Here is a 21,405-nt window from a genome sequence, read left to right as displayed (position 1 = left end):
AACGAATCTGAACATTAATGTTGCTCGCTGAGTAATTTGATGTGTTCCATTACCCGCAGATGTACATTCCGCGTAATGCTTTCAGCCCAGATATTATAATACCAAACCGGAAATACATGCAGCTGGTACCAGCTATTACCTGTTAGTGTGGTAGTGCCGTCGCCGTTGTCTTTCAAGATAAATTGCCCTTTCAGAATATCTATATGCCCCATAATTTCTGGGTCGCGCGGCTGTTGAGTAATAGCGAAGGTGAGATTTTTGTCCTTATCATAGGTGGTAATCTTCTCATCAAATATATAGCCATTACTGAAGATGCATTTACGTTCCGCTCCTGCATAATTTCCCGAAGCGGTAGCCTGCACCGGACTAGGCATGCCTATTTTGAACAACCAGTACTTATCGGGCGTCTCTATTCTTTCATATGCGACAACATATTTCCAGACTTCAGAAGCTGGCGCCTTTATGAGCATAGTATCGGCTACCATATTCTCAAAATGATGATGCATACGTACATCCGTAAAGAAAGTGAGTAATAACAAGAGGAACAAACTTATATGTAACGTGTCATTACGTTGTTTGAACATGCTTCTGCCTAAAAATAATCCAGTCAAGATAAATACGATGATAAGGGGCGATACAATGACCAGGCATATGGTACCTTCCCCCAGGAAAATGGCACTGAGCGCTATGCCGATAAGGGCATTTATTAAGGCCCTACCTATCAATTGTTTAGTGGTTAAATGCTGATGGCGCCAGTACCAGGCACAGATTAATCCCATCAAAATAGGCAGTGTTACAAATTCAGAGAAAACAAGGGTGTTGGCTTCAATCACCAGGAGCTTAGTAAGCCACATTGCACAAACAGCAAAGACGTTTGAAATGAGGTAGCCTTTCATCGTATAGGAGTTTTATACTTCAAAGGTATTAATTATTTAAAACTTTCAGAACATTTTGAAAATAAAATATGGTTATTCGCTATTGAATATAATGCTCCTGGCAAAAAACAACGGCACCATTTGCCTTCAAATGATGCCGTTGTTTATAGATTTTGCCGGGATCTAACCCATTTGAATTTTTTGCTGATGTATTTTTATCAGTTACTTGTCCATAATTATATACGCAGGATATGATTCACGATTGGGCAAACGAAACTCCTCATCGTAGGGTTGTGTACCCGCACCATTGTTGTATGAAGGCACACGATTTACACCAGTTGCCGTACTACCCCCAATACCATTGATAACGTTTTGGATGTTACCCGGACCAGCAAAACGAGTGATGCACATTTTTTCTAGGGTCACATTTGGGCTATTGGGTATTTCAAAGCCATTTTTCTTATTCACATTGCCGTCAGTTCCTGTGAAAACAGCATATGAACCCATTCCTATACTATGATGTTCTTTTACAGTATTCGCTACCTTGAATGCTGCGTAACCGTCAACTCTTCCTCCCTGACTACTCCAGCTTGCCTGATTTGGGGCATCGTATGGCGGTTCATTCTGTAAAAAATAGGTTCTGCCACGTTCTCCTAACCATAAGACCTCATATTCCTGGTAATGCTCGGCAAATAAGGCATAAAGTGTAACATCATCGCCGGTAACGATAAGTCCGTTTTTGCATCGGTCTCTTACCCAACGCGCATTTCCGCCACGTTGTGAACCATGGTCGGCACGCCACAGCCAGAAGTGGTCGCCCACCACATTGTTGCTGTTTATTTGCATAGATGCCTGTATCTGGATATTTTTTGATTGAACCCCGCCTACTCTGCATGTGATGTCTGTGAGCAAGATAGGATTGGCAGCATGATCTGCATTTGCTTCTTCATTACCGACTCTAACCTGATAAGTTGTACTATTAAAAGAATCCATAAGAAGTCCGGCAATGACAATTCCATCCTTGTCATCAGCATAGATACATCCCCAGGTATTTTTCTCAGTAGGTTCCAGCGTTACCGAAGCTATACCGGCGCCTAGCAATATGGCGTCTTTTCTATTCACCTGAATAGGAGCATTCAATGAGTAATGTCCTGGTGTGAAAAATACATTTTTGCCAGCTTTTAATGCCTTGTTGATTTCTACATCGGTATCGCCTTCTTTGGCAATGTACCAGTTAGTAAGCAGATCCTGAACTTTGCCTTTGCCCATGTCTGTTGTTGACCAGGAAGGCCCTACTCTGTCCTTTTGCCAGGCTGGAACAAATACTTTGTATTCACCATCGTCATCTATAAAAAGGAAAGGTTTTTCTCTGATAATAGGTGTAGCAGGAATAGGAGAGTTGATATTATCTGCTTGTGGAGGGTTGACGCAACCTTGCCAAACCATGTTATATGAACCACCCATAGCTCCCGAACCTGAAGGGAATACAGTGTTTCTTGTGTACCATTGTTGTTGTCCGCCCCAGTTAGGTCTGGATGATGTATAACAGGCGTCGGCGATAAAACCACCGCTACCCCAAAAGTTACTGCTTCCGATATCTGAAATATATTTCGAAGTGCTTTCAATTAACATTCTTCGTGCACTTGTTGATTGAGAAACTGTCCAGGAAAAATCCCGCATCACTGTCACGTTTTCTATAGAACGCCAAAACGTACAAGTAGCATTTGCTCCTCCTGAGAGGTGAGGTCTGGTAAAAATAGCGCCCAATTTAACATCTGCCGGTATCTTGCCTAAACCTCCAATGTGAGAATAGAATCCTAATTCTATTGAATTAGCCTCTGCCGATGATGCAGAACCCGATCCACCGGAATCGTAAGTCTGACCATTAACATTTGCTTTGAAATAGTATGCCTGACGCTTTGTAGTCCACTCGCCGTTGGGCCCACCCTGGCCAATTGAACTAAAGTGAGAATTCATTTCGTTCCGTGGAGTTTCTGCTTTTTCATATTTTCTGTCGTAGAAGTACATATTGTCACCAAAAATCTGCTTCTCCAGCGAAACTATTATCGTTATATCGTTGCGGGTAATTTTATAATAGTTTTCATACTTGTCTGCATTGGGCTTATTATCTGTAAATGTCAGTCTGGAAGTTGAACCTACCGGCACAAAATCAGATGCCAAGCGACTGCCACCTCTTGTGATTACATAATTTCCGGAAGACCCGAATGCCGACCATGATAATGTTACGCTATGTTTCTTTTTGTTGTAAACAATCTTGTTCTCTATCTTATTCTCCTGTTGTTTTTTATAAGGTGAATAGGAGGTTGCAAAACTGCCTGGAGTCAACATAAACATAAGCGCTGTAAACACAGGGATTACTTTTGTGCTCATAAGACTATTCTTTTTAATGATTTCTATTGCTTGTTATAACGTTGAATTTTTAGATTTCCCCAAGATGGTGAATAATCCTTTAATCTATTACTATATATTTTCAATTTTCCCAATTTTTCTCAGTATATATGTAACTCCTACTGTGATAAATACAAAGCGAAGATATTTACCCACTATTAGTCTTTCAAAATTTTCTATATATTGCTTAGAATGAAGCTGACAATGCCCCGTTGAATATGAAAGAAGTCTAAAAGCAAACCGTGTGACAATTTGAAAATTCCATGAATCAGGATTATATCAATATGTATACGAAATGAAAAAAAGCGTCTTTATACCTAATCTGTTTCTTCTGATAACTTTATTGTCTAACAGCATTATCTATGCTCAATCATACACTACGGCCGGCTATGCTCCTTTGAAAGCCGATGGTAAGGTCCACCCGCATATGAAAGGGTATTGGAAATCCGTAGGTGACGGTTATATTCTGGATGCCACAGGTGATAGTATCCTTTTATACAGTTATACTACTCATTTCTGTTATAAAGAAAAGAATGATTACATTGAAGGGCTACTCAATTCACAAGCCAGGTTTAAAACAGATGGCAGCCAGCTTACAATCCTTTCAACAGACTATGGAGGTAGGTCCGCCGATCTTCAAACACCGCACCATTACGTTCGTATAGCCAATCTTCCGAAAGGTACAATGACGTTCGATCAGATGAGGGGATCGGGGCCTGTAACTTTGTTTCAACTCTATATTGAAACTATGCGTGAGAATTATGCTTTCAGTAAGGAGCGACAATTAAACTGGGATTCTATTCAGTCAAAATATGGTAAACAAATAAGTAATACAACTACTAATGCGGAACTTTTTAAGGTGCTGGGGGAAATAGCGACGCTGACGAAGGACCAGCATACAAAGGTCATTGCAGAAGACGGAAAAACTCTCCAGTATCGTGGGGTGAGGAGCGCTGCACTGCTGGCGGAGGCTTTTAATAAACAATCCATCGTAAAGAACCTGGACCAATACTTTAATCAGTTCTTTGACACCGGTTATAAAAACATAAGCGACAGTCTGCTTCAAGGGAAGGGACAAAAGGTTACTAACAAACAGATTGAATGGGGGAGTTTAAATCAATCTGTAGGATATATAAATATTCATTCCTTTAACGGCTTTGCTCCGCGGCAATACTCACGGAAACAACAAATAGACTCCGTTGATGCAAGTATGAAAGACATCATTCGTTCATTACAAGACAAGGATGCGTTGATTATCGATGTCAGCTTTAATTTTGGTGGCTATGACGCGGCGTTTCTAGCTATAGCGAGCTTCTTTACGGAGAAGCCGGTTTACGCCTATACGAGCGAAGTTTTTAACAATGGCCGGTTCAATAAAGAATCTATGGTTTACATAAAACCATACGGTTCTGTTAGCTTTACAAAACCAGTATATATTCTGATGTCAGATATAAGCAGAAGTGCAGCAGAGGGGTTTGCTATGACTATGAAATCTCTTCCCAATGTCAAGTTGGTTGGTACGAATACATTGGGTACCTTATCGGCAATGTTAGGTAAATCTATCGGCGATTTTTATGTCACATTATCCAATCAACGATTTGTAGATGCTGATAGTAAGTGCTATGAAGTCACAGGGTTGATACCTGACATACCATTGGTCGTATTCCCGAAAGAGAATCTTTTTAATGGCCACATGGAAGCGGTCCGCGCGATTGTCAGCAGGATTGATAAACGCTGAATGCGATAGGTCGCAGCAGCCCAGCCTGACATTTCACTCACTTTGGTAACACCAGGATGATCTGGATAAATATCCTCCGTAAACATAGTATGTAGCTACTTGTAAACGTCAGTTATGTATTCTTCTCTACACTTGTAAACCAGCCCGCACTTATTGCAGGATAGATATGCCTGGTATGATATTCGAAACGCCTAAATGGTTATAGGGGAAAGCAGCCGGACTTCCTGTTAAGTCCGGAGCCTCGTCCCGATCAATTATGTCATTTAAGCGTTTTCTATGAGCAATAAAAATGTATTCACCCGCCGCCAGGCTATTGGCGGGATAAGTGCTGGTCTTGCCTCTCTGGTTGCGTTACCAGCATTCAGTTCACCAGGCACTTCTTCTTCAACAGATGTAGCTCCGGTATTAGAAGATCCGATAAATAAATACCCCAAGCCGCCCTTTAAGGAGCAATCACAGCCCTGGCCGGGACTGGCAGGTAAAATGGAACCCAGACCCGATCATGGAGAAACGAGTTACAAAGGATCAAACCGGCTGGCAGGAAGGAAGGCGCTAATTACCGGTGGCGACTCCGGTATGGGGCGTGCAGCTGCCATAGCATATGCACGGGAAGGTGCGGATGTGGCGATCAACTATTTGCCTGCTGAAGAAGAAGATGCAAAAGAAGTAATTGACCTGATTAAGAAAGCTGGTCGTAAAGCCGTTGCCATACCGGGCGATCTGCGGGATGAATCTTTCTGTCAGAAAATGGTAGCTGAAGCTGTGAAACAGCTCGGTGGGCTCGACATATTGGTGAATAACGCAGCACGCCAGCAAACCAAACCAAGTATACTGAATATATCGAGTGAAGATTTCGACGCAACAATGAAAACAAATATTTATGCGCCGTTCTGGACTACGAAGGCAGCGGTGCCACACATGAAGCCAGGAGCTGTCATAATTGCTACATCCAGTGAACAGGCATATGATCCGTCAGCGGAGTTGTATGATTATGCACAGACGAAAGCGGCGACGACAAACTATGTAAAGTCGCTGGCCAAGCAACTGGCGGAGAAAGGCATTCGTGTAAATGGAGTAGCGCCAGGACCTATATGGACCCCTTTACAGGTAAGCGGCGGTGCTACTATGGAAAAGCTAAAAAGTTTTGGAGGTGATACTCCGTTCAAACGTCCCGGGCAACCCGTGGAGCTGGCGTCCATCTATGTCCAGCTTGCAGCGAATGATGGTAGTTATGCTACGGGGCAGATCTACGGATCTTCCGGCGGAAAGGGACAACCATAAGATAATCGCATATAGCCGGGCGACCGGCTATATGGCTCCTAAAAAGGAGTAAGATGATGCTATTGGAAACTGTATCATTGGCTGTGTTCCTTACGGTATAGCGTCGGCCTGATATTCTTCTTTTGTTTGAAGTATTTGGATAAGTGGCTCTCATCGGTGAAGCCAAATTCATCTGCAATTTGCTTCAGGGACGTCTTCCCGGTAGCGATCCTTTTTTCAATCAGCTTCAGTTTATATTTCTCAACATATTCGCGGTAGCTCATTGAGAAATTGCGTTTGAAATAAGCGCTGAAGTAACTTGCCGAAATATGGAAATGGCCTGCAATACTTTTGATCTGTATGTCTTCAGGATTATAAATATGCTGGTGAATGTATGACAGCAAACGTTCCTTGCTGGGCTGCTCATTCGTCAGATCTGCATCCATTCTGAGCAACTCTTCCCTGACCATTCCCAAAATGGTCATTATCTGATAGAAAATAATAGCCGAATCAGAAAGGTCCACCTTGCACTTGTATGCGAGGATATTGGCTATGGTATTGCTTAAAATGCCTGAACAGGGTCCATTGAAAGTGATGATATTCTCTTTGAGCACCTGACTGCGGATCAGGTCTGTTGGATGGATCACAAGTGTTTCGTCGGTGGTCAGATGACGTTTCTGAGTAAAATAGTGATCGGTAAACCTGATAATGGCGAACCGGCTCTTTTCTTTAATATCGAAATAATGTTCGTCTTCCGGGCTTAATAAGAATAGGTTGCCCTGTTTATAAGGTAAGGCGGTCTTATTAATATAGTGATATCCCTGTCCATTAAGTATGTATATGATTTCAAAAAAATTATGCCCATGTTCGGAAGGTGCTTCTTCCGATGTTTGTTCTACTTCCTCCACGATCAGCGTTTCGAACTGCTTGATTTTTCCCATAACATAAATTTACAACTTTATAGCTGGATTGTACAAAAGCTAAAGGGTTCGCGTCACTGACCTTTGTATCAAAGAATATAATTATGGAATTATCTGATATTTTACTGTGGCGTTATGCTACAAAGGCAATGAACGGACAAAAAGTGAACAGTGATAAAATAGAACGCATCCTGGATGCCATCCGCTACGCACCGACGTCGAATGGTCTTCAGCCTTTTGAGATCATTGTTATCTCGAACAATGAGTTGAGAGAAAAGCTCCAACCAGTTATTAATAACCAGCAGGTAGTAACAGGCTCCTCTCATTTGATCATTTTTGCTGCATGGGACAATGTTACGCCGGAACGGGTTAACCGGGTATTCGACCAGGTTGTGGCGGAACGCGGTAATAGTCAGGGGCTGGTGGACTATCGCCAGTTTTTGTTGATGAAGCATACAGAACAAACAACCGATGATAATTTTAATCATGCAGCCAGACAAGCCTATATCGGTTTGGGATTTGGTTTGATAGCAGCAGCCAATGAAATGGTAGATGCTACGCCAATGGAAGGGTTTGACCCGCTTGCCGTAGACAAGGAACTGGGGCTTCCTGCCAAAGGTTTGAGGAGTGTTGCTATGATGGCTGTAGGTTACAGGGATGCAGAGAACGATTGGCTGGTTAATCTGAAAAAGGTTAGAAGACCGGTTGCTGACTTTGTAACTGTTTTGAAATAGCGTAACCAGTATTTATAGGGGCTTCAGTGGAAAATGCTTTCCTCACTGAAGCCCATTATTGTTCCCCCGATAATAAAGTCATTTATGGTTAATGCAGCATGAGAAAAGCTTTTATACCCTGTAACATCAATCCGGGGAATATCCCCAGCCAGCATAACAATCCCGCCATGATCACCAGTGTAATATAGGTGGAGAAGTGAAAGAAGGGATGTACAGGTTTGGGAATCGCTTCAGTTGACACCGTAGTAGAGAATAAAGTATTAATGATGCGCAGGTAATAATACAGGCCGATCACACTGGTAAGTACCAGCACCAATAATGGCAGCCAGACAGCTTGTTGTACACCTGCAGAAAGTACAAAGAATTTCGCCAGAAAACCAGCTGTTAAAGGGATACCTGCAAGAGACAAAAGGGAGATGGCAAGCACTGTTCCCATAATTGGCCTCCTCCAGATAAGCCCTTCATAGTTCTTAAGGTCTTCTGCTTCATGCTGGCTTGGCGACAGCATAATGATCACTCCAAAAGCAGATAACAAAGTAATGGAATATGCAGTCAGATAAAAGATAGCCGCTTCCGTACCGGCGTTATTACCGGGAAGAAAAGCTACGAGCAGATAGCCGAAATGTGCAATAGACGAATATGCCAGCAAGCGTTTCAGATTGGATTGTCTAAGTGCAAGTATATTACCCGTTATCATAGATGCAATAGCAATGACGGAAAAGATGGTAGTGGCCAGCTGATAATGCTGTAGCTGTATGCCTTGCGCAAAACGGAGCAATACTGCGAATGTTCCGATCTTTGAGATAGTGGCAATGAATGCTGTCACAGGAGAAGGAGACCCCTGATAAACATCCGCTGCCCAGAGATGGAAAGGGACCAGCGCAAGTTTAAAACCTACTGCAACAATGATTGTGCCCAGTCCCATCAGGAACAGGGGAGAAGACCCTATTGTCACTAACTTTTCGGCTATACCGGAAAACTTCATACTACCGGTTTCCATATAGATAAGCGCCATTCCAAACAACAGGAAGGCAGATGATAATGCGGCCAGTATCAGGTACTTCATGCCCGCTTCCACTGCGTTGTTCCTGTTACGCAGATAAGCTATCAGCGCATATAAGCTAACGCTCAATAACTCGAGACCAATGAAGAAGGATATAAAGTGCTGGCTGATCGTGAGGATAGCTGCACCCAGTGTGGCCAGAAACAGAAGTATGTAATATTCTTTGGGATTCTCTTCCCGTTCTTCAAAGTAGATGTACGAGAACAACCCTATCACCAATACGCAGAAGATAATAAGTCCCGTGAATACTGCCGCCTGCCCATCCACAATAAATAGCGGTGGTATTTCCTGTGGCAGTGTATCCCTGACATACCATGTGGCGAAGACAACAAGGCACATCATCAGGAATCCTACTACCTGGATAACAGTATGACTTAACCGGAAAGCGATCAGTAATATCACAATTACCGATGCCATTGCCAGTACAATGAAAGGAAGGAGGGCTGATAGTTGTAGCTCATTCATGGAGTAACGGATGAATAGTAGATAAATGTTGCACAGTGTCGATAACAGGTTGCGGGAAAAGGCCGAGTGCTACTATACTGATGCTTAGCGCGGCCATGATCACCAATTCCCTGGCGCTGATATCTCTTATCGGTTCAGTGGCAGTCTGTTGTCCCATAAATACTTTCTGCATCATCCGCAGCGAATACACGGCTGAAAGGATCAGCCCGAGCGTGGCTATGATACTGAAAGTTGGATGGGATGTGAATGTTCCCAGCAGGATAAAAAATTCTGCTATGAAATTACCTAACGCGGGAAGTCCGGCGGAAGCCATTGTAAACAATATAGCGATGCCTCCCATAGCCGGCATGGCCGTCCAGAGGCCTCCCATTTTTGTGATATCTCTTGTATGCAGTCTTTCCTTCAGCATACCTGCCATGACGAAGAGCGCGCCTGTGCTTAGACCGTGTGTAAGGATCTGCATGACCACTCCCTGCATGGCGATGTTACTAAAGGAAAAGATACCCACCAGCACAAAACCCATATGACTCACTGATGTATATGCGATCAGGCGTTTGAGATCAGTTTGTGAGAAGGCCAGTAAAGCGCCATAGATAATACCAATAACCCCGAGCAATATCATCCAGGGACCAATAGCGGCAGCACTTTCGGGGAAAAGCGGTAATACAAAACGAATGATGCCATAGGCCCCCGTCTTCAATAACAGGCCTGCCAGTACAAGGCTGCCTGCGGTAGGCGCCTCTCCATGCGCATCAGGTAACCAGTTATGAAAAGGTACTACCGGTAGTTTAATGGCAAACGCAATGAGGAAGCCCAGCATGATCCACATCATTACAGGCGAGCCAGTAGACGTACGCAGCAAGCTGAAATAATCAAAGGTGTAAGTGCCCGTCTGATCGCCATGAATGAAGTACAGGGCCAGCAGGGACAATAACATCAGCAGGCTACCCACCTGTGTGAAGATGAAGAACTTGAAACCTGCATAACGGCGGCGTGCATCACCCCATATGGTGATCAGGAAATACATCGGTATCAGCATGACCTCCCAGCAGAAATAGAAAAGTATCATGTCCATGGCAATGAACACACCACTGATACCTGCAAGGGTCCATAACAGGTTGAAGAAATAGAAGCCGGTTTTTTCCCTGATCTCTTTCCAGGAACAGAGTACAGCCAGGATACCGAGAAAGAACGTCAGGAGCAGCAATACATGGCTGAATCCATCCATTGCCACGTGGAAGCTGATACCTAGTGCCGGTATCCAGTCTGTCTGGTAGTTAATGAACCAGGACGTGTTATCCGGGAAGGCCTGGTAAATACGGAACAGCCAGCATGCGATCAACAGATCTGCGGTGACAGTAAGCAGGGCGATCCATTTGGCCAGTACTGCGGACTTCTGTGCCGTCAGCCAGCATAGTATGCCGCCTGCAAGTAATATGCATATCATCCATATCAGTATCATAACAGTAATTGTAAGGTGATGATAAACAGGATTCCCACCAGCACACCCGTCACATACCATCGTAATGAGCCGTTCTGAGATACGGAGAACAGCTTATTGAGATGCAGGTTGATATCTGCGATGGCTGTGTATACTTTGTCGGATACGTCCGCTTTATTAATACCGGTGATGAACAGGAAAGGCTTCACCAGTAATGTATCATACAGCTGATCGAACTTCCATCCTTTGAACAGGAAATTCCGTACGTCCATAAGACCTTGTGATTGCTTCCAGCGCATGAGCAGCGGACTTTCTCCGTAGTACAATACGTACCCGCTATAGATCCCGAAAAGAGATACCCCGACGGCGATCAGCTGGAATACTATTTCAGGCGGCAGGCCGGCCTTCAGTGTCGTGGCGGGCAATGCATGCGCTACATGTTCTGAAAAAATGGAAACGTGCAGCAGATTATGTGGCCATTCTATCCAGCCCGCTGCTATTGAAAAGAAGGCCAGTATCACCAGCGGAACTGTCATTGCTGCTCCCGGAAGATGGCCCGGTGTAGTTTTCATCTCTCCGAAGAAAACTACCAGTATCAGTCTGGTGGAGTATAATGCGGTGATAAACGCACCAGCCAGCCCAATAGCCCATAGTAACGGATGACCACCTTCAGCGCTCCACGCATACCAGAGGATCTGGTCTTTACTGAAGAAGCCTGCAGTGATCAGTGGTAATGCAGCCAATGCTGCTGCGCCTATTGTGAAGGTGTAGTAGATGACAGGCATTTTCTTTCTCAGCCCGCCCATTTTAAAGATGTCATGTTCATGGTGCAATATTTCTATGACAGCACCTGCGGCAAGGAATAATAAGGCTTTGAAAAACGCATGCGTGAAAAAGTGGAAGATAGCAGCGCTCCAGGCCCCTACACCAAGCGCCAGGAACATATAGCCGATCTGGCTGATAGTGGAATACGCGAGGATCCTTTTGATATCTGTCTGCACCATGGCGCTGCAACCGGCAATAAACAGGGTTACAGCACCGATGACGGCAGTAATATGCATGGCGGTAGGAGAGAGCTCAAATAAGGTATGCATCCTTGCTACCAGGTAGACGCCGGCGGTTACCATTGTTGCTGCGTGGATCAATGCACTTACGGGAGAAGGCCCCGCCATTGCGTCGGGTAACCACGTCTGCAATGGAAGTTGTGCAGATTTGCCGATACCTCCCGAAAGAAGTAACAGTGCAATAAGCGTAATGGTGGAAGAACCGCTGTTGAAATGTTCAGTAGCTTTCGTCAGGATATCAGGAATATACAATGTGCCCAGCTCTTTGAATAGCAGGAAGAGGCCGATGATCATGGCTGTATCGCCGATACGGGTGATCACAAATGCTTTGTTTGCCGCCCTGTAATTGCCCGGTGTTTCATACCAGAAGCCGATGAGCAGGTAACTGCATAACCCTACGCCTTCCCAGCCCAGGTACATTAAGACCAGGTTATCGGCCATTACTAACGTCAGCATTGCACAGACGAAGAGGTTCATACTGGCGAAGAAGCGGGCGTAGTCGCGGTCATGCCGCATGAATTCAGCCGAATAAATATGGATCAGTGCTCCTATGAACGTAATGATGCAAATGAAGACGAGCGACAATGCATCTACACGCAGGCTGATATCTGCCGATAAGTGATCGGTAAGGAACCAATGCCATAATATCTGCGTATATGCGCCTGACTCCGGAGGTGATTGCAGGAAGCCGGCGCTCAGGATCAGGGCGATGAGTGCAGAAGCGCAGATACTGCCGGCGCCTATACCGGCAATCAGGTTGCGGGACAGGTGTTTCCCCGCCATTGACAACACCAGGAAGCCAAAGAGGGGAAGAGCAGGTATCAGATACAGGTACTGTTGCATAAAAACTTAATCTTTTAGTGCTGTAAGCTGTTCAACATCCAGTGTCTTATGCTGATGCTGGATCTGCAACACCAGGGCCAGCGCAACAGATACTTCTGCAGCAGCCATAGCCAGGATGAACAGGTACATGATCTGTCCGTCCGCTTGCTGCCAGCGCGAACCTGCAGCCACAAAGGCCAGTCCGGCGGCATTGAGCATGATCTCAATAGAGATCAGCATGAAGATGATGTTCTTCCTTGTGAGTACGCCTGCCAGTCCCAGTACGAACAGGATCGCGGCGACTATTAAGACCGTATGTGCGTGAACAGTTGACATCAGTTCAGGTTTGGATATGTTTGAAGATATCTGTGCAGGTTCTTTTTCTTGTGCTTGCCGATATGTGCCGCGCCTACAATGCCTGTCATCAGCAGGAAGCCCACCAGCTCTACAGCAATGATGTATTCTCCGTACAGTGATAGCGATACCTCGCGTGGCGTCACCACAGCGGCCGGCATAGCAGTGGGTTGCGGTTGCAACAGCACTACGATCATCTCTGCCAGTAATACCAGTACCAGTATGGATGGCCCCAGCCATACCCGCAATCGCAGCCAACCCTTTTCCTGGTTAGCCGTTTCCTTACCGAGATTGAGCATCATTACCACAAAGATGAAAAGCACGATAATAGCGCCCGCATATACGATCACTTCCAGTGCGGCCGCAAAAGGTGCGCCCAGCGAAAGGAACGTAACGGCAATAGCCAGGAAGGATGCTACCAGGTATAGTAGTGCATGGATAGGATCATGACGGGTGATCACCATAATGGTAGCCAGGATCGCAACGAATGATGAGATATAAAAGACCAGAGACATATCTTGTGTATTTTCAGGGTAATAAGCTTTTTACATCTACAGGTTTTTCTTCGTCTTTCCCCTTACCTTTTTCTTTCACACCTGCATCAAGACCTGCTACGTTGTAGAAGTTATAACCGGGGTATTTCCCCTGGCTGTTGATAAGCAGGTCTTCTTTCTCATACACGAGGTCCTGGCGTTTATATTCCGCCATCTCGAAATCGGGAATGAGCTGAATAGCGTAAGTAGGACATGCCTCTTCACAATATCCGCAGAAAATGCAACGGGAGAAATTAATGCGGAAGAACTCCGGGTACCGGCGTCCTTCTTCCGTTTCAGTTGCCTGCAGGGCAATACAATCCACCGGGCACGCAGCGGCACACAGGTAACAACCTACACAGCGCTCACCACCATCCGGGTCTTTAGTCAGTACGATACGTCCCCGCCAGCGCGGTGGCAGTTCTACTCTTTTTTCAGGGTATTCGATAGTGACCTTCTTTTTGAAGAGGTGGATGAAGACCAACCACATTGTACGCAGGTGACTAATCATTGTTATTCGATTTTATGTTATTATCATTTAAGATCTAAGCCAGAGTGCAATTGCGCCGGTAACCAACAGGTTAAGCAGTACCAGGGGCAAGAGCAGTTTCCATCCGTAGCCTATCAGCTGATCATACCGGGGGCGTGGCAATGAAGCACGCATCAGGATGAAGATGCCGATGAATACAAATGTTTTGAGGAAGAACCATACAACGGGAGGGAGGAATGCAGGCCCAAGCCATCCGCCGAAAAAGAGTGTAACAGTCATGGCGGAGATCAGTGATATACCCAGGTATTCACCGATAAAGAACATCCCGAATTTCATCCCTGAATATTCTGAGTGGAACCCTGCTATCAGTTCACTTTCTGCTTCGGGGATATCGAAGGGCAGGCGATGGGTTTCTGCAAGACCTGCGATAAAGAAGATAACGAAACCCACAGGCTGTGTTACAATAAACCACATGTTCTCCTGTGCGGCTACAATATCTGTCAGGTTAAAAGACTTGCTCAGCATCACTACGCCCATGAGGGAAAGGCCCATGAACACTTCATATGCTATCATCTGAGAAGCGCCGCGCAACGCGCCCAGCAGGGAATATTTATTGTTGGACGCCCATCCTCCCAGTACAATGCTGTATACACCCAATGAAGACATGGCGAGGAAGAACATCAGTCCGACATTCAGGTCCGCTACAACAATTCCTGGTGCAAAAGGAACGATGGCGAGACCCATCAGTACACTGGCTACTACTATGGCGGGAGCGAGAATAAATACCCACTTGTCTGCGAATGGCGGGATCCAGTCTTCCTTGAAGAAGAGCTTCAAAGTATCCGCCAGTACAATAAAAAGCCCCAGTGGTCCGGCTCGGTTAGGTCCAAGCCTGTCCTGCCACATAGCGAGTAATCTGCGTTCCACCCAGATGAGCCCTGCGGCAATGTTCAGGAATACAAAGAGTACACCCAGAACGATCCATATGTGTTGCATTACAGTCATACAATTACAGTTGAGATGTTCACCCATGCTCCCCAGTCCTGTGCTTCCAATCCTGTCAGACCTGCGGGCAGCAACATGATGCCATCAGGTAATGATTCGTTGATTGAAAGCGGAAATGCGTATGTCTTTCCATTGGTCTTTACCGAAACAGGATCTCCGTTATTCAGCCGGGACGTTTCTGCGTCACGTTTAGATAAGGAGATGTAAGGTTCAGGGGAAAGCGATGCAATTCCCTTTGTATATATGCTCAGTTCACCGGAACCGAAGAGATGATACTGTGGTAACAGCATCCATTTGCCTGGCCGGGGAGCAAATGCGTCTGGAATATCTTTTGAGAAAACCGGTGCTGCGGTTGTTTGCTCAAACAAGCGGACACCGGGATCTCCACCTTTTAATGAACCGCCGGTTTCCTGTTGATATTTATTTACCGATTGGCAGGAGTTCCATCCGGGCGACCAGAAGAAAGGAATGAGCGGTGATGGCGGCATACCTCTGTATCCTTCCATTGTATAAGACAACGATGAATCATCATCCTGCAATGGTTGTGGCTCGCTTACGGATAGATTCGCCAGCATAGCAGTACGGCCGCTATAACGATGTGATTCCCGTGGAATACGGGCACCATGTACGCGATAGTCGTGTGGCGGCGCCACCCTGGATACGCCTGCGAACTGTGGCAGTTTGCTTTCCAGTGCCAGCATCAGGTCGTCCGGATGCTTGTCGTGGCCATTGGCAGTGATGGTCCTTGATGATTTAATGTCCGATAGCCATTTAAAGCTTTCTTTGATCTCTTTGTTGGCGGGCATGAACACCTGGGAACTACGTTGGGCGCGTGCTTCGTTATTCACGAAAGTGCCGTCTCCTTCAGCGAAGGTGGCTGCGGGGATAAGCACATGCGCTTTCTCGGTAGTGCGGTTATGTAGAGTATCGAGTACGATAATATTTTTGCATTTGCTGAAGAAGGCATCTACTTCAGCAGCCGGTATATAACGATACAGATCATTTTCGAGGATGATAGCTGTTACATTAGCTGCGTTCCGCACGTTGGCAACGACTCTGTCAAAAGAAGACGCCCGCATCATTGCAAGCCCCATGCTGTTACATTCCTGCATTACAAATGCAAGTCCTGCCTTCTTTTCATTCATGTCCAATGCTGCGGCAATATCAAACGCAGCCCTTATCAATGCGTTACTCCAGCAGGAAGTTCCGGTAATGATCACAGGATGTTTGGCCTGCTGCAGGGCTTTGCTGATGTTGCTGGCATGACTGATCAGCGCTTCACTTGCGTTAGGAACTTCAGGCAGAGAGGGGTTGAGTAGATGCGCGATCGCAAAACCTAACCTAGCGATATCATCAGGGGCTGCCTTCATCGTAGCTGTGGAGATCTCATCGAGCGGGGAGGGTAGCAGTGTGATGTTTGCCAGAAATCCTTTGTCTTCCTGCACCAGTTCTTTCACTGCGTTATCATGCCATGCGGGGAGCGGCACCTGTTCCGTGGAATGGGTGGCCGCAGTCTTCATGACTGACTGGCGCACTGCCAACGCCATTACCGGCGCTGTATTCCAGATGTCTTCGCCCAATACAAGAACGGCATCTGCCTGTTCAATCTCTTTCAGGGAAGGGGTATGAATGGTACCGGATTGCAGGATGTCCACTATTTTTTGTTCTATATATACCAGGTCATCCGTTATACCCTGGTAGAAGTTTTCCTTACCTACCAGTTCCATGAGGGCGAAATTGCTTTCAAGGGAAGCCCTCGGAGAACCAATGCCTATCAATGTATGCCCTGATACCAAAGTGCGCACGTGTTGCATCACTGCATCATGTCCGGCTGCTTCCACTGTACGGTTGCGGATAAGCGGCTGTGTGATGCGGTTCTCGCTGTTCACGAACTCATATCCAAAGCGACCTTTATCGCACAGGAAATAACCGTTCACTTCACTGTTATACCGGTTTACAACGTTACGTAGTTTACCATAACGTTCACCGGAAATTGTATTACAACCAAGACTGCAATGCTGGCAAACGGTGGGAGCATTGGTGAGGTCCCATTTGCGGGTATAGTGCTCTTTTAATGTCTTGTCTGTGAAAACACCTGTAGGACATACTTCTACGAGGTTGCCGCTAAAGGGACTTTGCAGTACGCCGTCTTTTTCCCTGCCAAAATAAACATGGTTATGTGCTGCAAAAACGTTGAGATCTTTTCCTCCTGCATAATCACGATAGTAACGTACGCAGCGGTAACACTGGATACAACGGTTCATTTCGTGATTGATGAGTGGGCCCAGGTATTGATTGGGATACGTACGTTTCTTAAACTCATAGCGCCGGTAGTTATGTCCTGTCATGACAGTAATATCCTGGAGGTGGCAGCTGCCGCCTTCATCGCATACAGGGCAATCGTGCGGATGATTGGTCATTAGCCATTCTACTACCTGGGAGCGGAATGCTTTGGCTGCAGCGTCTTCCACAGAGATGCGCATTCCATCTTTTACACCCTCCATGCAGCTCATCACGATCCGGCCACGGGTATCTTCTTCGTCTTTAAATACTTTGATCGCACACTGGCGACAAGCGCCGATGCTTCCCATGGCGGGGTGCCAGCAGAAATAAGGCAGATCAAGACCGAGGCTAAGACAGGCTTCCAACAGGTTCTTGCCAGCCTTCACATCGAAAGGTTTGTTATCAATATAAATTGTAGGCATGGTGAAGATGTATTTATACTATTCTTCGTTAGTCGTACGGACACTTTTTATGATGAATATGTTTTTCAAAGTCATCGCGGAAATATTTTAAAGCACTCTGTAATGGCTCCATCGCACCGGGCGCCAGCGCACAGAAGGTGTTACCGGGACCGAGGAGCTGCGTATGCATATCCAGCAGCTCAAGGTCTTCCTGTTTTCCTTCTCCTTGTTCGAGCGACCACAAGATCTTTTCCACCCAGGGCAGGCCTTCACGACAGGGAGTACAGAAGCCGCAGCTTTCCTGTGCAAAGAAGTGCTGGAGGTTATGTACAAAACCGACAGGGCAGGTATCGCTATCCATCACGATCATGGTGCCAGTACCTAAACGACTGCCGGCAGCTGCAACAGATTTATAATCCAGTTTGATATCGAGGTGTTGAGTGGTGAGAAAGTCTGTCGATGCACCGCCTGGTAATACGCCTCTTAGTTCTACACCGTTTTTCATACCACCTGCGTGCTCTTCGATCAGTTCACGCATGGTGATACCCATCGGCAGTTCCCAGGTGCCGGGTCTTTTTACTTTGCCGCTTACGCCATATAGTTTAGTGCCGCTATCTTCGCTATAGCTTAGTCCTTTAAACCAGTCAGCGCCGTTGTTGACGATATGGGATATGCAACACAGTGTTTCCACATTATTGACGATAGTAGGCTTGCCAAACAGGCCGCTGATCTGTGGGAAGGGAGGTTTGGCCCTGGGCGTGGCGCGTTTTCCTTCCAATGCATTCAGCAAAGCAGTTTCTTCTCCACACATGTAGCGGCCAACACCGGTGTGCAGGTGCATATCGAGATGGAAACCACTTCCCAGGATATCTTTTCCGAGGTAACCGGCATCATATGCCTCCTGGATACTCCTGCGTATTATCTCTGCCGCCTTATGATAGGCCCAGCGGAGGAATACATAAGAGACTTCCGCCTGGATGGCGTACGCGGCCAGGATCATCCCTTCCAGCAGCTGGTGCGGGTTCCCTTCCAGGAGTAACCTGTCTTTGAAGGTGCCGGGTTCCATTTCGTCCGCATTACAGATCAAATATTTTGGGTGGGGGGCATTGTCGCCCATGGGGACGAAGCTCCATTTGATACCCGTATTAAAACCTGCGCCACCACGTCCTTTCAGATTACTGTCCGCCACCAGCTTCTGAACAGCGGCAGGCGACATCCCGCTGCACACTTTGCGCAGGGCAGCATATCCGCCGGTCATTTCATATTCCTTCAGTGTGAGGGCCGGACGGTTCGGATGAATGTTCCTTGTAAGCGGGCGTTCCATTTTATTATGTATATTTTTTAAAGATATCGTCGAGCATTGCAGGCTCCACATCTGTGTACAGGTCTTTATCTATCATTATTGCCGGCGCACGATCGCAACAACCGAGGCAGACGTTGGGCAATAATGTAAAACGTTCATCGGGACTTGTTTCTCCCATGCGGAGTTGCAGCTTTTCTTCCAGTGCTTTACGCAGCGGGCGGTAGCCCATTACATAACAGGAGATGCTGTCGCAGATCAGGATGACGTGCCTGCCAACAGGCTGGCGGAAGATGAGATTATAGAAAGTAGCTACGCTGTCTACTTCAGCAGGGCTTATTTCCAGATAGGCTGCAATTGCTTCAACACTTTCATCACTGATCCATCCGCGGTGCTGCTGAACGATCTTCAAAGCCTCTATGACTGATGCTTTTTTGAAAGGCACCAGGCTTATTTCGTGATCTATTTCTTTTTTTTCTGTTGCTGTAAGCATAAAATTTGATTTCACTATCTGTCTATGTCTGCCAGCACATAATCCACGCTTCCCAGGATGGAAAGGAGATCTGCCACTGTATAACCTTTACTGATATACGGGATCATCTGCATGTGTGCAAATGATGGAGTGCGGATGCGTGTACGGTAAGAAGATGTGTTGCCATCGCTGACCAGGTAATAGCTATTGGCGCCTTTGGTAGCTTCCACACAGCTCATGGCTTCACCAGGCGGAATAACGGGTCCCCAGCTCACATTCAGGAAGTGGTTAATGAGGGTTTCAATATCCTGCATGGTATGCTTCTTAATGGGGGGAGTGGTGAGGGGATGGTCTGCTTTATAGGCGCCTTCCGGCATATTGTTGAGGCACTGTTCGATGATGCGGAGGCTTTGTCTCATTTCTTCGACCCTTACGAGAGAGCGGTCAAAACAGTCGCCATTCTGTGCAATGGGAATATCGAAATCAAACATTTCGTAGCCTGAATAGGGCCGTTTTTTACGGAAGTCCCATTCAAAGCCGCAGGCCCGCAATCCGGGGCCTGTCACGCCCCATTCGATAGCTTCTTCAAGAGTGTATACGCCGATGCCTTTAGTACGTGCCTTTATCAGGCTGTTCCGCAGCACCATGTCGTTGTATTGTTTGAGTTCTTTTGGAAAGTGGGTGATGAATTCGCGTACCAGCCTGTCCCATCCCTGTGGGAGGTCCTGGGCTACGCCGCCGATACGGAACCAGTTCGGATGCATGCGGTCGCCGCATACAGCTTCAATAATATCAAAGATCTTTTCCCGTTGGGTGAACATGTAGAAAACGGGAGATAGTTGTCCGAGGTCTTGTGCAAAGGTGCCGAACCATACCAGGTGACTGTTGATGCGGAATAGTTCGCACAGCATGACCCGGATCACTTTTACTTTTTCGGGCACTTTTATGCCGGCCATTTCCTCAACGGCGAGCAGGTAGGCCAGGTTGTTCATGACACCGCCCAGATAGTCTACACGGTCTGTATATGGGATGTAGGTGTGCCAGCTCTGACGTTCCCCCATCTTTTCAGCACCACGGTGATGGAAGCCGATCTCGGGAACGGCGTCTACGATCTCTTCACCATCCAGTTGCAGGATGATGCGTAATACGCCGTGAGTACCGGGGTGTTGAGGACCGATGTTGAGGAACATGAAATCGGAGTCTTCACTATGCGATTGCAGGCCCCAGTCTTCCGGCTTGAAACGGAGCGCTTCCTGTTCAATATCCTGCTTTTCGTCCCAGAGGCGGAACGGTCCCATTTCGGTGGCTCTTGCCGGATATTCTTTTCGGAGGGGGTGACCTTGCCAGGTGAGTGGCATCAGGAGGCGTGTCAGATGTGGATGGCCTTCAAAGCGGATGCCGAACATATCATAGATCTCGCGTTCGTACCAGTTGGCATTGGGAAAAAGAGTTGTTATGGAAGGCAGTGATGGGTATTCACCTGTTAATGCAACTTTGAGCCGGACGAACTCATTTTGTTTAAATGAGAACAGGTGATAAACAACGGTAAAATCAGCCACAGGGAGTTTCTCTTTACCGGCCCGGTCCCGTTCGTCTATACCACATAGATCGTACAGGAAGGGAAAGTTGTTTGATTTCAGATATTCAATAACGGAAACAATGTTACTCTTACTGGTCCATAGTGTGAGTATCCTGTCGGCGGTTATTTGCTGTTGAAGTGCATCCGGGCCGAAGCGTTGTATCAGTTGTGCGTGTATGTGATCCGTCTCCAGCATA

At 46.5% G+C, this 21,405-nt stretch carries 17 protein-coding genes; 3 read left to right on the top strand and 14 right to left on the bottom strand.

The genetic code is table 11. The annotated features are described in order from the left end of the window. Positions 1-14 precede the first annotated feature (14 nt). Together C7475_RS28445 and C7475_RS28440 are read right to left on the bottom strand one after the other, a co-directional pair. The gene (locus C7475_RS28445; protein ID WP_110056822.1) at positions 15-896 is read right to left on the bottom strand and encodes a hypothetical protein; all 882 of its coding nucleotides are present in this window, start codon (positions 894-896) and stop codon (positions 15-17) included. Between the two features lie 201 nt (positions 897-1,097). Further along, positions 1,098-3,266, bottom strand: coding sequence for a hypothetical protein (locus tag C7475_RS28440; protein WP_110056821.1), 2,169 nt, complete (start codon positions 3,264-3,266; stop codon positions 1,098-1,100). A gap of 313 nt (positions 3,267-3,579) precedes the next feature. Here C7475_RS28440 and C7475_RS28435 point away from each other — a divergent pair, with 313 nt between their 5' ends. Continuing rightward, the gene (locus tag C7475_RS28435; RefSeq protein ID WP_110056820.1) at positions 3,580-5,022 is read left to right on the top strand and encodes a S41 family peptidase; all 1,443 of its coding nucleotides are present in this window, start codon (positions 3,580-3,582) and stop codon (positions 5,020-5,022) included. Between the two features lie 276 nt (positions 5,023-5,298). Continuing rightward, on the top strand, positions 5,299-6,303 hold the full coding sequence (locus C7475_RS28430; protein WP_110056819.1) for an SDR family oxidoreductase: 1,005 nt from the start codon (positions 5,299-5,301) through the stop codon (positions 6,301-6,303). A 74-nt stretch (positions 6,304-6,377) separates the two neighbouring features. On the opposite strand, the gene C7475_RS28425 is transcribed toward C7475_RS28430, so the two are convergent. Then, positions 6,378-7,223, bottom strand: a complete 846-nt coding sequence (locus C7475_RS28425) for an AraC family transcriptional regulator (protein ID WP_110056818.1) — start codon at positions 7,221-7,223, stop codon at positions 6,378-6,380. An 83-nt stretch (positions 7,224-7,306) separates the two neighbouring features. On the opposite strand from C7475_RS28425, the gene C7475_RS28420 reads away from it, so the two are divergent. Beyond that, positions 7,307-7,936: a nitroreductase family protein gene (locus C7475_RS28420; protein ID WP_110056817.1), complete on the top strand. Its 630-nt coding sequence runs from the start codon at positions 7,307-7,309 to the stop codon at positions 7,934-7,936. 88 nt (positions 7,937-8,024) lie between these two features. On the opposite strand, the gene C7475_RS28415 is transcribed toward C7475_RS28420, so the two are convergent. From C7475_RS28415 to nuoC, 11 genes are read right to left on the bottom strand one after another with little or no spacing between them, the layout of a single operon-like run. Next, the gene (locus C7475_RS28415) at positions 8,025-9,464 is read right to left on the bottom strand and encodes an NADH-quinone oxidoreductase subunit N (protein ID WP_110056816.1); all 1,440 of its coding nucleotides are present in this window, start codon (positions 9,462-9,464) and stop codon (positions 8,025-8,027) included. Next, entirely contained in the window at positions 9,457-10,926 is a 1,470-nt protein-coding gene (locus C7475_RS28410) for a NuoM family protein (protein WP_110056815.1), read from the bottom strand. The genes C7475_RS28415 and C7475_RS28410 overlap by 8 nt, the downstream gene beginning before the upstream one ends. After that, positions 10,923-12,812 (bottom strand): NADH-quinone oxidoreductase subunit L, encoded by a 1,890-nt coding sequence (gene nuoL, locus C7475_RS28405; protein WP_110056814.1) that lies wholly within the window; start codon positions 12,810-12,812, stop codon positions 10,923-10,925. The genes C7475_RS28410 and nuoL overlap by 4 nt, the downstream gene beginning before the upstream one ends. A 6-nt stretch (positions 12,813-12,818) precedes the next feature. Next, positions 12,819-13,127 carry an NADH-quinone oxidoreductase subunit NuoK gene (nuoK, locus tag C7475_RS28400; RefSeq protein WP_110056813.1) on the bottom strand — a complete coding sequence of 103 codons (309 nt, stop codon included), beginning with the start codon at positions 13,125-13,127 and terminating at the stop codon, positions 12,819-12,821. Continuing rightward, positions 13,127-13,660 (bottom strand): NADH-quinone oxidoreductase subunit J, encoded by a 534-nt coding sequence (gene nuoJ / locus C7475_RS28395; protein ID WP_110056812.1) that lies wholly within the window; start codon positions 13,658-13,660, stop codon positions 13,127-13,129. Before nuoJ ends, nuoK begins: the two co-directional genes overlap by 1 nt. Before the next feature lie 13 nt (positions 13,661-13,673). Continuing rightward, the gene (gene nuoI, locus C7475_RS28390) at positions 13,674-14,189 is read right to left on the bottom strand and encodes an NADH-quinone oxidoreductase subunit NuoI (RefSeq protein ID WP_110056811.1); all 516 of its coding nucleotides are present in this window, start codon (positions 14,187-14,189) and stop codon (positions 13,674-13,676) included. A 27-nt stretch (positions 14,190-14,216) separates the two neighbouring features. Beyond that, complete coding sequence (gene nuoH / locus C7475_RS28385) at positions 14,217-15,173, bottom strand: NADH-quinone oxidoreductase subunit NuoH (protein ID WP_110056810.1); 957 nt, start codon at positions 15,171-15,173, stop codon at positions 14,217-14,219. Beyond that, a complete protein-coding gene (gene nuoG, locus C7475_RS28380; RefSeq protein ID WP_110056809.1) occupies positions 15,170-17,878 on the bottom strand; it encodes an NADH-quinone oxidoreductase subunit NuoG in 2,709 nt (902 codons plus the stop codon). The genes nuoH and nuoG overlap by 4 nt, the downstream gene beginning before the upstream one ends. 28 nt (positions 17,879-17,906) lie before the next feature. Further along, positions 17,907-19,181: an NADH-quinone oxidoreductase subunit NuoF gene (nuoF, locus tag C7475_RS28375; protein WP_199236304.1), complete on the bottom strand. Its 1,275-nt coding sequence runs from the start codon at positions 19,179-19,181 to the stop codon at positions 17,907-17,909. A gap of 4 nt (positions 19,182-19,185) precedes the next feature. Continuing rightward, positions 19,186-19,650, bottom strand: coding sequence for an NADH-quinone oxidoreductase subunit NuoE (gene nuoE, locus C7475_RS28370; protein ID WP_110056808.1), 465 nt, complete (start codon positions 19,648-19,650; stop codon positions 19,186-19,188). Between the two features lie 14 nt (positions 19,651-19,664). Next, positions 19,665-21,404 carry an NADH-quinone oxidoreductase subunit C/D gene (gene nuoC, locus C7475_RS28365; RefSeq protein WP_110056887.1) on the bottom strand — a complete coding sequence of 580 codons (1,740 nt, stop codon included), beginning with the start codon at positions 21,402-21,404 and terminating at the stop codon, positions 19,665-19,667. Between the last annotated feature and the right edge of the window lies 1 nt (position 21,405).

It is taken from the genome of Chitinophaga sp. S165 (assembly GCF_003182155.1).
In the GTDB taxonomy this organism is placed as follows: domain Bacteria; phylum Bacteroidota; class Bacteroidia; order Chitinophagales; family Chitinophagaceae; genus Chitinophaga.
This window is presented reverse-complemented; position numbering and strand designations above follow the sequence as displayed.